General features: G+C 62.5%; 7 protein-coding genes. 6 read left to right on the plus strand and 1 reads right to left on the minus strand.

Annotation, left to right across the window (positions count from 1 at the left end):
* Window positions 1-51: 51 nt before the first annotated feature.
* On the minus strand, window positions 52-3456 hold the full coding sequence (locus OHL11_RS13810) for a TonB-dependent receptor domain-containing protein (RefSeq protein ID WP_263372111.1): 3405 nt from the start codon (window positions 3454-3456) through the stop codon (window positions 52-54).
* Window positions 3457-3815: 359 nt separating this feature from the next.
* Between OHL11_RS13810 and OHL11_RS13815 the strand changes: the two genes are divergently transcribed.
* From OHL11_RS13815 to OHL11_RS13840, 6 genes are all read left to right on the plus strand, one after another.
* The gene (locus tag OHL11_RS13815) at window positions 3816-4688 is read left to right on the plus strand and encodes a MurR/RpiR family transcriptional regulator (RefSeq protein WP_263372112.1); all 873 of its coding nucleotides are present in this window, start codon (window positions 3816-3818) and stop codon (window positions 4686-4688) included.
* Window positions 4689-4805: 117 nt separating this feature from the next.
* The gene (locus tag OHL11_RS13820) at window positions 4806-5624 is read left to right on the plus strand and encodes an SGNH/GDSL hydrolase family protein (protein WP_263372113.1); all 819 of its coding nucleotides are present in this window, start codon (window positions 4806-4808) and stop codon (window positions 5622-5624) included.
* Window positions 5621-7318: an SGNH/GDSL hydrolase family protein gene (locus tag OHL11_RS13825; RefSeq protein WP_263372114.1), complete on the plus strand. Its 1698-nt coding sequence runs from the start codon at window positions 5621-5623 to the stop codon at window positions 7316-7318. Before OHL11_RS13820 ends, OHL11_RS13825 begins: the two co-directional genes overlap by 4 nt.
* Window positions 7319-7562: 244 nt before the next feature.
* Entirely contained in the window at window positions 7563-9878 is a 2316-nt protein-coding gene (locus OHL11_RS13830) for a hypothetical protein (RefSeq protein WP_263372115.1), read from the plus strand.
* Window positions 9879-10077: 199 nt separating this feature from the next.
* Window positions 10078-12633, plus strand: coding sequence for a hypothetical protein (locus OHL11_RS13835; protein ID WP_263372116.1), 2556 nt, complete (start codon window positions 10078-10080; stop codon window positions 12631-12633).
* Between the two features lie 162 nt (window positions 12634-12795).
* Complete coding sequence (locus OHL11_RS13840) at window positions 12796-14358, plus strand: VWA domain-containing protein (protein ID WP_263372117.1); 1563 nt, start codon at window positions 12796-12798, stop codon at window positions 14356-14358.
* Window positions 14359-14363 lie beyond the last annotated feature (5 nt).

A 14363-nucleotide genomic window follows, 5' to 3' on the forward strand; every position in this document is an offset into this window, starting at 1 on the left:
GGAACGACTACATGGAAACTCTTGCGAAGCCCCGATCCGGGGGCCTCACCTTCAGAAGCGATACTTCGCCGCGAACTGGAATTGCCGCGCGGGAGAAAGGGTGCTGGTGATGAGGCCAAAGGTTGAGGCTGTGCTCACCGAAGCTCCCGGTGCCGCGTAGCTTGCCAGGTTGAAGGCGTTGAACGCGTCGAGGCGGAAGGTCAGAGACTGTTCCTTGTAGGTGCGGAAGTCCTTGAAGAACGACATGTCGATGATGCGGTAGCCGGGTGCGCGCTCGGTGCCGACATGGGCGGTTCCATAGGTGTTGGTATGCTCCACATCGTAGGCGCAGGTGCCGTTGTCCGATCCCGAGCAGGGCTGTGCGCTTGCATCAGTGCCGAACCAGTGGTTCAAGCTGCGATTCACGACGATGAGCGGACGATACTGGTTCGCGCGTGCCGAACCGTTGTTCGCGTTCGCCACGTTGGTCGCCGTGATCGTCACCGGGAAGCCCGAGTACATGACCGCGTTCGCCGAAAGCTTCCATCCTCCGAGCGGCTCATCCAGCCAACGGCTCCAGCGAGCGCCGAAGTCACGACCGTGACCGAAGGGCAGACTGTAGGTGCCCACAAAGTTCACGGAGTTGCGCGCGTCCGTGGCTGCGGGGCCGTAGTCCGAGTGAGGATCGTAGATGTTCTGCTGGAAGACACCGGCGCCATCGACACCGGTCACGCCATAGAAGCCGGGGTTGTTGGTCATGGCGCGTGCCCATGTGTAGTTGAAGGTGAACTCCAGACCGTGCGTCTGGCGCTGGCGAATCTGCAACTGCATGGCGTTGTAGTTGGAGTTGCCTTCAGACTGCGTGAGGTAGATCGTGCCCCCGGTGCCGACCAGCGCCGCATAAGGTGCGGTGCTCGCCACGCCCGGCGTGGTGTATTGATTGGCGCGCACCGGCACGATCAGGTGCTGACCGGTTTCGCCGACGTAACCAAGCTGGAAGGTGAGGGTGTGCGTGAGCAGCACTTCGGTCGCGAGGTTGTACTGCTGAATGAGGGCGGGGCGAAGGTTATGCGCCCATGCGCGATAGATTGTGCTGGACGTAGAGACGTTACTGGTCCCCGTGCTGAATCCGTTTTCGACGGGCGAGGGGTTGCCGCCGGAGGTCGACGTCGGCGTCAGGTTGGTGTTGTAGAACTGATAGATGAAGGGCGCGTTTTGCGTCATGCGCAGGTTGGCGCCGGTGCCTTCAAGGTCGTCCGTAATGCCGTACCCGGCGCGGAAGATGACTGTGGGATTCAGTTGATAGTTGACGCCGAGACGCGGCATGAACTCCTTGTAGTACGGGCTATAGAGCGCGCGGCTGTTGCCATTCTGTCCCGCGAACTCAAGACAGGCCGGGCACTTTGCAGGGTTGTCGGTATCGACGTTGACTTCCTTGTTGTTCACTTCATAGATCGGCTGATCGTAGGCATAGCGCAGGCCGATGTTGACGGTCAGGTTCGGCAGCAGGTGCCAGTCGTCCTGCACGTAGTAGGCCGTGCGGTACTGGCGATGGCCTACAAGTCCGCTGACGCCGGCAACCGCCTGCGCGGAGGACTTGTCCAGTGCAAAGTCGGCGAAGCCGTAGCCCGTGGTGCGTGGCGCACCCGTCTTCGAAGCGAGCGAGTCCGCAGTATAAGAGCCCGTGTAGGAGAAGTAGCCCATCGCGCCGTAGGTGCTCGGGTAGTAGCTGTTCTGTTGATAGCGCAGCACCAGGACGCCAGCCTTCAAGTTGTGCTTATGCAGTTGCCAGGTGGCGTCGTCTCCATAGCTGAAGATGTTGTCGAAGTATTTCGTCGCCGCGCCGCGGGTGCCGACGTTGCTTTCAACGCTCGACAGGTTGACCTGCGTAAAGCCTGCGTATGGCTGGTTGGGGAAAGGAAGGCCAAGCTTGGCATCGCCATCCGTACCGAATTCACCCGTGCTGTCAACGGGCAGACCCTGCTTCCAGCCGATGCGCGAGATGCCTGCGCGGAACTGGTTCTGCAGCGTGCTGGAGAAGGTGTGAACCTCGTTGATCACGCCCCCGATGAAGGGATACTCGTTGCCAGCCGGGAAGGTCACGGCAAGCACAGGTTTTGGCGTCGCATCCCACGCATCCCCCATCGAGAACCGCATGTTCATGGCGTCGCGCGCGCCGATCACGTAATCCCCGCGCACATCACCCTGGTTGTTCACGATGATCGTCTTCGTTGGCGCCGAGTAGTTTTGCGAATCCGGAGACGTCGTCACCGAACTGCCGCGATTGGGCAGAGGATAGATTTCCGGATGCGTGAAGAGGTACTTCGCCACCGGGTTCACGATCGGGATCTGATTGTTGGCGTAGGGCGTGGCGGTGTTCAGGCCGCTGGTCGTGTCGTAGAGCTGGATCTGGCTGGAAAGGGGAACGCCCGAACTGTGTCCGCCCAGAAACTCCGAGAAGTCACCGGTGCGCATGTAGGCTGTGGGCACGCTGGCGAGGCCGGTGCCTGCTGCGCTGTTACGGAAGCCTTCGAAGTCCGCGTAGAAGAAGAGGCGGTTCTTCATGATTGGGCCACCGAGGCTCGCGCCGAACTGGTTCTGATGAAACTTGCCCTTGCTGATGCGGTTGTAATTGTTGCTCCAGAGGTTCGCCGTCAGGTCCTGGTTCTCATAGAACGAATAGACGCTGCCGTGGAACTTGTTCGTGCCCGACTTGGTGACCATGATGACCTCGCCGCCGTTCACGTTGCCGTACTCGGCATCGGCGTTCGCGGTGATCACGCGGATCTGTTCGAGCGACTCTGGCGCAGGGTTGTACCCGACGACGTTGTTCATCGTTTCGTTGATGTCCGCGCCGTCGAAGATGTAGTTGTTCGTCTGCTGGCGGTTGCCGTTGAACGACGGCAGAGTCGATGCGGTCGTATCGCGTTCCGTGCCGTTGGCCCCGCCCAGCGCACTGTAAGTCGGCAGCACGGCACCCGGCACGAAGACCGTTGCGGTGGAGAAGTTCTGGCCGCTCAGCGGCATCTGCTGCAGCATGTTTGCGGTGATGGTCGTTCCGAGCGTGGCGTTTTCTGTCTGCAGCACCGTGCCGTTGTCGGAGGCGACTTCGATCGTCGTCGTAACGCTGCCCGGAACCAGCTTCACATCCATGCGCGCCGTCTGGTCGATCTCAAGACTCATCGGCTTGGTGGAAGCCTCGTTGAAGCCGTCCTTGCTGACTATCACCTCGTACTGGCCGATCGGAAGGCTGACGACGCGGTAGCTTCCTGTTTTGTCTGTCTTGACCGTGGTCTTCACGCCCGTCTCGACGTTGCGCGCAATGACCGTGGCACCGACGATCGACGCTCCTGTGGCGTCCTGCACGGTGCCGCGGATCGTGCCCGTGATCGTCTGGCCGGCGAGGCTGACCGAGCTGGCCAGCAGAAGGGGTGCGAGAAACAATCTACAGACAACGCCACGCTGTCGTTTTGACATAAAACTCCCTGAGTGCCCCGCGCTGAACGCGAGACAAAGCTACGTCGCGCCGGCTTTGGAAAAGCCAGCGGGGACAAGTGAGCGACTCCGGCAAACGAAGGCACCGGAACAACACTGCGGTCGAGCTACAAGAAAAACAAATGTTCCACTTGAGGCAAATTTTTCTGAAGTAGTGTCAAGGTAGACCAGCTTTTATCGCGTGTCAATCCGCTTTTTCCGCGGAAATTGATGGCACCGTGAAGATGCATTGCGTGAAACAAACGTTTCTCCGTAAACTCTTCGCATCATTCGCCCGTCTTCTCCAGCGTTCCCCAGACTTTGCCGTTTGCTTGTACGACCCGCTTCGAGGATCTGCCTTCATGCCGCATCGCACGCCGTTGTCGCCTGTCCCTGCTGACGTCCCCGAGAAGCTGGAGCTGCTCAGCCGTAACCGCCAGGCCATCATTCGCCCGGTGTTTGAAAACCCTGGCGAGTTCGTGCTGCTAAACGTGCGTGACCTTGCAAAGCGCGTCGACACGGCGGCTGCGACGGTCGTGCGCATCGTCCGCGAGCTGGGCTTTGAAAGCTATCGCGAGTTCCAGCGATACCTGCACGAACTTGCGGTGAAGAACAGCACCATCCTCGACACGGCGCAGAGTTCGCTTGCGGCTGGCAGCACGTCGAAGCTGCTGAAGTCTGCGCGCAAGCAGATCGCAGCCAACATCGACTTCGTCACCGACCGGGTAGACCTGCTGCAGGTGCAGGCGATCGCACAACGCCTGCATGATGCCCGTCGCATCCTGCTCATCGGTGGAGACATGGCTGCGATGCTGGTGGAGTACCTGGAGTATCGCTTGCTGATCGCAGGGTTTCCCGTCACGGCCGTGACTTCGCCCGGGCGCACCAACCACCTGGTGCGGTCGCTCGGCGAGCAGGACATGGCTATTGGCATCAGCTTTCGTCGCGGCCTTCGCATGACCATCGAGGGAATTCAGCACGCACGCGAACGTGGAGCTTACTGCGTAGGCATCACCGACTCCACGCTCTCGCCACTGTCCCGGTTTGCGAACGAGTTGCTGCTGGTGCCCACCAACAGTGTGGCGTTCGCGGCAAGTTACGTTGCTCCCGTGGCGTTGCTCGAGCTGCTAACCGCCAGCGCCGCTACCTTGCGCCGCAAGGAGGTCGCGAACCGTTTGCAGGACGCCGACTACGAGCAGCGGCATGGCTACCGCTGGTATCAGAACGAAAGCTGAGGAACGATGGGCTTCCGCAAGCGGGGAGGTCCGCTCTTGCGGCGCGGTGGCCGTTCGCCGAGGATGCCAAACGCGCTGCGGTTGTGGCATCATGCTTCACGGAGCGGAAACGTTTCCATGAGCGACGCGCCTGTGCGCGATGAAGATCAGGAGAAACCCTTGAAGAAGCTGTCTGGAGTACTGCTGGCCCTGAGCTCCGTATCCGTTGCCGCTCACGCGCAATCGACCACGACCCCGACACCGGCGACACCGCCTGCGGCCGTGACCGCCGTAACTTGCCCGGTCCCCACACCGGCGCGGCCGGACCTCTCGAAGATCGACTGGGCAGGGCTGGACCGCTATGCCTCTGCGAACGCCGCGCTGCCCGCACATGAGGCTGGTCGTGTCGTTTTCTTTGGCGACTCGATCACCGATGCATGGACGCGTAACGGCGGTAAGTTTTTTCCCGGCAAACCCTACGTCAATCGCGGCATCAGCGGGCAAACCACTGAGCAGATGCTGGTGCGCTTCCGTCAGGATGTGATCAACCTGCATCCCGATGTTGTGGTGTTTCTTGCTGGCACGAACGACATCGCAGGCAACACCGGCGTGCGCACACAGGAGCAGATCGCGGGCAACATCCGCTCGATGGTGGAACTCGCCAAAGCGAACCACATCCGCGTCGTGTTGGCCTCGCTGCTTCCTGCTGCCGACTACGGCTGGCGTCGGGGTCTGATGCCCGCGCAGAAGATCGTTGCTTTCAACGTCTGGATGAAGCAGTACGCCGCGGAGCAGGGGCTTGTGTATGTCGACTACTGGACGCCGATGGCCACTCCCGACGGCGCGCTGAAGCCGGAGTTGACGCACGATGGCGTGCACCCGCAGGCGCCGGGCTATGCCATCATGGAGCCGCTTGCGCAGGCGGGCATCGACGAGGCCATGCGGACGCAGCGATGAGGACAACGAAGATCGTCGGGCTCGCGGCGGCTGTGTTTGCCCTGGCACTGCCATGCTGCGCGCGGCTGCAGGCGCAGACCCGGCCGCAACCGAATGCTCCCGTGCATCGCGTCTATGTCTTCGGAGACAGCTACTCGGACTCCGGTCGCGGCTATGTGGACGGCAACGGTCCCACGGCGGTCTGGTATGCCGCACAAAAACTCGGCATCACGCTGAGGACCAGCAACAAAAGCTTTGGAGCGCAGGACAGCCTGAACTTTGCGGTGAGCGGCGCGCCCACCGGCAGCGCTCCCGGCCGCACTGTCGACAAAGACGCCCTGCTCGGCCTTGGTATGCAGAACCAGGTGGCCGAGTTCGTGGACCTCGTTCACGCGGGCAAGGTGCGGTTCGATGCAGGGGAGACGCTCTTCTTCCTGGCGGGCGGCTTGAACGACGGGCAAGGCATGACTGCGGACACCGTGAAGAACCTCGAGGACGAGATGCGCTCGCTGTACGCTGTGGGCGCTCGTCGTTTCCGCATCGCGGTTCTGCCGGAGCAGGTTCCTGCGTTCCGTCGCACTGCGTTGAGGCTGAATCCGGCGCTGTGGATGGTCCCCGCAGAGATGCAGCGCGAGCTGAAGGACGCCTCGGTGCAGAGCAGCGACTGGGGTCTTTACTTCGATGCGGTGATGCGCTCGCCCGCAAGCTACGGCATCACGGACACAAAAAACAGCTGCGCCGGTCGTGCGATCTTCCACGAGGACGCGACGCCGTGCGCGGACCCCGACGCGCGCTTCTATTTCCATGCGGGCCACCCTTCAACTGCGGTGCACAAAGCAGCCGGGCTGATGCTCGCCGAGGAGTGGCAGGGCAAGCGAGTGGCGGCTGTCGCGCCGCTGCATCTTCCGTTGTGGGCGCAACACGTGCCGCTGCAGCAGGGAAGCAATGAGGCCGACACTCCGGGGATCGAGGTATACACGCCCGCCACGAACACCACGCATACGGCTGTGCTGATCTGCCCGGGCGGAGGCTACCAGGGGCTGGCGATCGACTACGAGGGCGAGCAGGTGGCTCGCTGGCTCGCTGGTCGCGGCGTCACGGGCATCGTGCTGCGCTACCGCGTGGCACCGTATGCGTACCCCGTACCTATGTTGGACGCGGAGCGCGCCATGCGCCTGGCGCGTGCACACGCCGCCGAGTGGGGTTTCTCTGCCGATCACGTCGGCATTTGGGGATTCTCTGCTGGAGGACACCTCTCCTCATTTCTGCTCACGCACTTCAACGAACCTTTGCCTGCGGTGGCTGGTTACACGCCCGATGCCACGGACGCAGTCTCGGCGAAGCCAACCTTTGGCGTGCTCGCTTATCCGGTGATCTCCATGCAGCCTGGACTGAAGCACCCTGGCTCCGAGAAGAATTTGCTCGGCGATCCCCCGGATCCTGCGCTTGTGCAGAGCCTTTCCAACGAACTGCAGGTCAAGCCGGACAGCCCTCCTGTCTTTCTTTTTTCGACCACCGACGATGGGCTTGTGCCGGTGCTGAACACCGTGCGTTTCTATGAGGCGTATGTCGAAAAGCATGTGCCCGCAGAGCTTCATCTCTTCGAGCACGGTCCGCATGGACTTGGACTTTCCGGCACGAAACCCGGCACCTCGGCCTGGCCGCAACTGGTCGAGAGCTGGATGCAGCGCAACGGCTGGATGGCGCCGGAGTAGGCCGTCGGGGCATCCGGCGGGGAAGCATCCGGGCAGAAGATGTGCCTCAGCGGAAACGATTCCATTTTTCTCTTCCCAAGCGACGAATCTCGTGCGTATAGTGGCTGCTGTTTTGCCAAAGTTATTTGCCTTGGTTCTCGCTCTCCGGATAGAACGCCTGCCGGATCTTCAGCGGAGCCGGGCCAGGAAAAGGGCCGCCATGCGTGCTTCGGTTGTTTTATGGAAACGTATCCAGTTTGCAGCAATGCTCGCCATTCTGGCGCTGCCGGGCGCTGTTGCGCCGCTGCAGGCACAAAGCGTCACGAAGATTGAAGACTACGGCTCCGTCAGTGCGACGACGATCAAGAACGGCCTCGGCTTCAACGTGAACCCGGCGAATGCCTGGGAGTTTCAGCAGGCGGCTGCGGCGGGCGCCACCGAGGTGCGCATCCAGTGCGGCTGGCAGGCGACGGAAGTGCAGACCGCGCAGAACACCTCCGGCGGCTATGTGCTACCCGCCGGTTGCGTGACGGCGATGCAGTCTGCCAAGACCTATAGCCTGCATCCGCTGATGATCGCGGCCTACGGTCCGCCGTATCAGGCGATCGTCACGCTGAAGACCACGGCCGACGTGCCCGTCGGGGTGTACAACATCCCCGTTACCGCGACGACCGGCACGCTCTCGCAGATCAACGTGCCGTATTGCCAGGTGCTGCAGCAGAACGGCGTGCAGTTCACCGCGCTGGGCCGCAACTCCTACGCGGGCTCGTTTATCACCGCTGTCAACACGACGACCGGCACGATCACGATCTCTGCGGTGACCTCGGTGGCGATCCCCGCCGGCACGCTGCTGACGGTGAACCAGCTTCTGTACCCGAGCGTGAAGACGGCGAGCGCGACCGATCCCTCGATCGCTGCCTATGCCGGTCCCGCCACGGCAAGCTATGGCGGCTACGTCGGCTTTCTCGCGCAGACGATGAAGGACTACGGCCTGACCGGGCGCGTCGAGATCTGGAACGAGCCGACCTGGGCGCATGATCCGTGGGACATGCGCCAGCACTTCTACGACGCGAACATTCCTTCGGATGTTTCGCAGGCGCTGGATCAGTCGGGCTTCGCGACGGCGCTCGAGGCGCAGGCGCCGCCCGATGGCATCCGTTACGAGTGGGGCTACACGCACAAGAGCGGCTTCAACTCGCTGCTCGGTTCGCGCAACCCGACGCTGACACAGGCTGCGGCGTCGCTCAACCTCAACTCCGAGTCCTTCCACCCCTACGGTAACGATCCTGAAGACGGCGGCTGGAACAACGACTGTCTGGCTGCCGGGACGAACTGGGGGCTGTGCTACCTCGACGGCAACGACCCGGCTGCGAACTTCAAGGCGGCCGTGCAGCTGAACATCCTGCACAAGGCCAGCTACGGTTGGGGTATCGACCAGGGCATTACGGAGACGGGCACCTCTACCGGCGATCAGAACGCGAAGGCGCGCTTCATCATGCGCGAGTTCCCGATGTACATGGCTCTCGGCATGAAGTGGATTGACTTCTTCCAGCTCGCCACGCCGCAGCCCGGCTACGGCTTCGTGGATTCGTCGACGACGCCGGGCACAGTGTTGCAGCCGTACCTCGCCATCAAGGGCTTCATGAGCGACGTTGCCGCGATCTCCGGCAGCGCGTCGCCGACGTTCACGGCCGCGAATTTGCCGACGGTTGCCAGCTACACCGGCTACTACAACCTGTCGTCGATGAAGGTCACGGGTTCGACCTCGGCCACGGTCGGCTCCAATTCACAGATGTTCATCGCGTGGCAGCGCTCGATCGTCGCGAACCAGACGCTGAGCTGGTTGACGATGGCGTCGCCGGCCGCGGTGCCGCTGACGATCACGCTCCCCACAGGCATGAAGGCCTCGGCTGCCATCAACCTCACGACTCGCGCGACGGTGAGCTTCGCGCAGAGTGGCCAGAACGTGACCTACCAGGTGGCCGATGATCCGATCGAGCTGTTGATCGTGCCTGTGCCGACGCTGACCATGACCACGGCCGCGCAGTCGCTGGCGGTGACCGCTGGGGCGAGCACCGGAAACACCGATACGGTGACGCTGAAGTCCGGCGGTGCGTTGAACGCCACCGTCACGCTGGCCTGCACTGTGGCCGCAGCCACAGGCACTACGGCGACCGTGCTTCCGATCTGCGCGCTATCTCAGCAGAACGTCGTGTTGACCGACGGCATGAGCGCAGACGTGACGGTGAGTATCCTCTCGCAGGCGGCAAGCAAGACTCAGACGAAGCTCGTAGCAGAGCATCGCGAGGACAAGCGGGGAAGGATGCCGATGTGGTTTGCCTGCCCGTTACTGGTTTGTCTGGCGCTGCGTCGTCGTCGTCGTGCGGTGGCGATGCTGATGGCTCTGTTCTGCGTCACGATGGCATTCACCGGGTGCGGCGGGTCAGCGAAGACGACTGGCTTTACCGTTCCTGTGAACGGTACCACGGCAGGCACGTACAACGTGACCGTGAAGGCTACGGCCAACAACGCGGGAACCGCCCTGACGGCGACGCAGACGATCGCGCTCACCATGCAGTAGACGGCGCGAAAGAAGTTTCAGAAAGCCCATTGCCAAAGGAAGCAGGGCATGTGTATATTTCTCGCGCTAACTGGAAACGTTCCCATGATCGTTCCAAGAGCGGCAGACGAGCGCCGTTCCCGAAGAACTCCCGATCCTTGTGTTCGCGAGTGCAGGAAAGCTTTTGTTGCAGTTACTTTTTCTATCTCTGAGGTCAGGCATGTCGTCACGCTGGTTCCGCTCGGCTCCTTGTAAAATCGTCTCCGTCCTTGCTGGCGGAGTGTTCGCCTCCGCGTTATCCGGCTGTGCGCTTTCCGGCAACGGCGCCGGCGCTGGCGGTACAACCGTTTCCTCACCCGCCGGCATTCCCGGCCACCTGATGGGGCAGGCGATCGGCGGACAAAACCCGATCGTTGGCGCGAAGGTCCAGCTGTATCAGATCGGCGTGGGCTCGGGGTCTTCGTACACGGCCAGCGCGGTTCCATTGATCTCGCAGAGCGTCGTCACCGATAGCACCGGCTCCTTCGACATCACCGGCCTCTATAACTGCACGCCGGGCAGCTACTTGTACCTGACGGCAGCGGGCGGCGATCCCGGTCTCGGCTCGGGCGTGAACAATAACCAGACCGAAATGGCCTCGGTCGGCCTCTGTGACAACCTGCCGAACTACGGCTTCGTCTCCATCAATGAAGTCACGACGGTCGCGATGGCGTATGCGTTTGCGCAGTTTGGACGCGGCAGCCTCTTTGGCACGGCACTGGCGGCACAGAGCGCCTCGTCGCCCACGCCGTCGATCAACTTCGCCACCAGCAGCACGAATATGCAGGGTCTGAAGACTGCCAACGATATGTACAACCTGCTGGTGGATGGCCACTCCGGCCAGGCGCCCGGCACGAACGGCAACGGCGCGCTCAACAGCCCGCTGACGGTCTCGGCTTCGGCGACGGTCGGTGCGACGGGCGCGGTGGCTGAGTTCTGGCAGATCAACACGATCGCGAACATGCTCGCCGCCTGCGTGAACTCCGCAGGCCTGTCGGGCAGCGGCGATACGACCTCCACCTGCGGCGTGCTCTTCAACAACGTGACGCCGTACAGCGGAACGCTGCCGGCGGACACCGCGCAGGCCGCGCTGGACTTCGCGCTTTACCCGGCGATCTCCGCCACCAACACGGCGAACCTTTATGCGCTGATCACGGCGACCGCGCCGTTCCAGCCGTATGTGATGACGGCCGCGTCGATCTATGATTTCTCCGTCGGCATCCAGATCAAGCCGGTCATCCCTGGTACCTCCACCGAGCTGCTCTATATGCCCACCTGGGTAAGCCCGGACGGCAACGGCAACCTGTGGGTGACGCAGCAGACGACCTCAGGCACCTATCCCGCATCCGTGCTGGAGCTGACCAACGTCGGCGTGCCGATTCGCGCCGGTCAGTCGACCGGTTCGGCAACCTCCAACTACGTGATCAGCAACTACGGTGTGGGCGCATCGGCTGCGAATGCCACGACGATCGGTGGGCAGTACCAGAAGGCTGCCAGCGGATCATATGGTGTGCTCGGCAAGTTCCAGGGCTCCATCGACGTCAACAATAACCTGTGGTTCAGCGACCGTCTGAATACGAACGTGGTGAAGGTGCCGGGTTCTGGTCCGAACGGTGCGGCCGTCGGCTATAACGGCGGCAACTACGGCGATGCCGGTGGCAACGCAGCGATCGGTTATGCGCTGCCCACGGACTCCGCCCCGTCGCTTACCTTTGTGGACGGCAACAATACCATCTGGACGAACCTGACGCCGTACGTGGCCACGGTCGCGCAGACCGGCAAGGCGGGCAACTGCTCGGCACCGCCTGCCACGCTGGCGGGCATGCAGGGCGTCATCAATACCGGCACGCTGGGCTTCACCAACGGCGACCCTGGCAACGGGCTGGTGTACGGTTCGGTGTATTACTCGCAGAGCCCGACCACGATCGCGGTGGACCCCAACACCTCCGACTACATCACCGCGAGCGGTGGTGGCCAGACTGCGATCACCGGCGCTCCTTTCTTGTGGGAGACGGGCTCGAACGTGCTCAACGTGATGCTTGACGCAGGTACGCACCCTGGATGCGCTGCGGCGATCAACACTGTGGGCTCCGGTACGACCGGCGGCACCACGCTGCTGGCAGGGCAGACGATCGCGACCGGCGACACGGTGTACCCGATCGGAGGAAGCACGCAGGACCTCGCCTTCGACGGCTCCGGTTCTCTGTGGATTGATCGTGCAGGCACGCTCGACCCCTCCGCCGCGCCCCCCACCGTGCCGACGGCGCTGGTGAAGATCAAGCCGAACTACGGCAACGCCTTCACCCCCGCGCAGATGGCCGCTAACACCACCTTCCAGTACTTCTACACGGCAGGCATGAGCTCGACGTACTCACCGCGCAGCGTCTCGATTGATGGTGACGGTAACGCGTGGTACATCATCAACAGCTCGCACGGCCTGGGCATGCTCTCGAACTCCGGCGCGCTTCTTTCGCCGGCCCCGTCGACGGGCGAGCCTGGCTTCCGCGGCTCGGTCTGCACCAGCTGCAAGTTCCGCGGACAGGCCTCAAGCACCTACACGCGTGCGACGAATACCTTCGGCGGTCTCAAGCCGACCTTCGACGCCGCAGGTAACGTGCTGACGATCGGCGGCGGCACGGGCGCTGCGTTCATCGAAGTCGTGGTGGGCGCCGCCGGACCGACGGTGCAGCCGATGTCTCAGGCACTGAAGAACGGCAAGGTCGGGCAGAGGCCGTAGGTCGTTCAGTGTTCGTCTTCCGGTCCGCTCGCGTAGTTAGGCCGGACAAACATGCCGGGTATTCGCAGAGTTTGCCCGGCATCTCATTCAACAGAAGAGACCACGCGATGCTGCGTGGTCTCCTCGCATATTCGGGGAGTTGTGTTGAAGGTGCAGAAGCGGATGCCGACCATCGTACGGAGCCTGGGCACGCTGCTGATGGCATCTGCTCTCGCGGTGACGTGCCGTGCGCAGGAGACCAAGGCTGACACCGGCGCACAGCAGACTCCGGACATCGTCGTGCAGTCACGACTTGTCGTGCTCGACATCGTGGTGACCGACAAGCATGGCGCGTTGCGCAATGACCTCACGCAGGCTGACTTCAGCATCACCGAGGACGGCACACCGCAGACCATCACGCACTTCGAGCAGCCCGCGGCCCATCAGGTGCCGGCAGGCCGAAAGATCAACTCCACTGCTGACCTCGAACGCCTGGCACCGCAGGCACCAGCGACGATCATCGTGCTCGACGAGTTGAACACCAGCTTCGAGGACATGGCGTACGCGCGCTTTGCGGTGAAGAAGTATCTGGAAGGCGAACCGGATGCTCTGACCGCACCGACGATGCTCGTCGCGGTGAGCGAGAAGAAGCTGCAGGTGATCGTCGACTACACGCAGGACCGCGCCGCTCTGCAGGCGGGGCTTGCGAAACATCTGGCGCACTATCCGTGGAACATGAAGGTGGGCGGCGGACGCATGGAGCAGTTCGCCGTGTCGCTCGGCGCGCTGGAACAGGTGACCGAAGCCGCGGCAGGGCATCCGGGGCACAAGAACGTGCTTTGGATCGGCCACGGATTTCCGGGCATCGACCTCACCGCTCAGGGGCTTGACCAGAACTCTGTCGGCGGCATCACCTCGGGCGTGCAGCAGGCGTTGAACATGATGCGTGATGCCCGCGTGACGCTGTACGCGATCGACCCTGCGCTGATGTCGTCCGAGACCGGCGTGCGCGTTACCAACGATGCCAGCGGTTCGCAGGTCGGCGATATCGGCTCGCAAGACCCTTTCCTGAGCGATGTAAGTTTCGGCAAGCTCGCGGAGTCGAGTGGAGGAAAGCTCTTCAGCTCCCGTAACGATGTTGACCATGAGATCGCACGCAGCGCCCAGTACGGCGCCAGCTTCTACACGATCACTTATCGGCCCTCGAGCGCATCAGATGCATCGCAACGCTATCGCAAGATCAAGGTTACGTTGAGGGACCCCTCGCTGCATGCAGGCTTCCGCGACGGCTACTATGCGCGCGATGAGATCACGCATGAAAGCCGCGCCGCTCGCTCGAAGTACGACCTCGATGCTGCTTCGGAAAATCGGATGACGTACACGGGGTTCCATCTGCTGGCGGTACAGCGGCCGAATACGCCCGATCAGTTCGTGGTCGGCGTACCGCAGATGGAGATCAGTTGGAGCGAGAGCGGCGCGATGGAAGAGGCGCACCTCAAACTCGTCGTGTCAGTGTTCAATCCGCAGGGCAAGCTGTTGCAGAAGAAGACCGAAGAGCTTACCGAACATCGGCCTGCGGAGAGCACGGCGCGCCGCGATCAGCCGGTGCGGCTGGAGGTGCAGGCGCCGCTTGCTGCAGGCGCCTCGCGCGTACGCTTCATCTTGTGGGACGCAGCATCCGGCAAGCTGGGAACGACGGAGTTGCATCTGCCCGGCACGCCGGCGGATGCGCCGGAGAAGAGATAGGAGAA

The organism is Granulicella cerasi (genome assembly GCF_025685575.1).
In the GTDB taxonomy this organism is placed as follows: Bacteria; Acidobacteriota; Terriglobia; order Terriglobales; family Acidobacteriaceae; genus Granulicella; species Granulicella cerasi.

Excerpts from the sequence above, each read along its gene's own strand:
- OHL11_RS13810 (WP_263372111.1), bottom strand. The coding sequence starts at position 3,456 with ATGTCAAAACGACAGCGTGGCGTTGTCTGTAGATTGTTTCTCGCACCC.
- OHL11_RS13815 (WP_263372112.1), top strand. The coding sequence starts at position 3,816 with ATGCCGCATCGCACGCCGTTGTCGCCTGTCCCTGCTGACGTCCCCGAG.
- OHL11_RS13820 (WP_263372113.1), top strand. The coding sequence starts at position 4,806 with ATGAGCGACGCGCCTGTGCGCGATGAAGATCAGGAGAAACCCTTGAAG.
- OHL11_RS13825 (WP_263372114.1), top strand. The coding sequence starts at position 5,621 with ATGAGGACAACGAAGATCGTCGGGCTCGCGGCGGCTGTGTTTGCCCTG.
- OHL11_RS13830 (WP_263372115.1), top strand. The coding sequence starts at position 7,563 with ATGCTCGCCATTCTGGCGCTGCCGGGCGCTGTTGCGCCGCTGCAGGCA.
- OHL11_RS13835 (WP_263372116.1), top strand. The coding sequence starts at position 10,078 with ATGTCGTCACGCTGGTTCCGCTCGGCTCCTTGTAAAATCGTCTCCGTC.
- OHL11_RS13840 (WP_263372117.1), top strand. The coding sequence starts at position 12,796 with ATGCCGACCATCGTACGGAGCCTGGGCACGCTGCTGATGGCATCTGCT.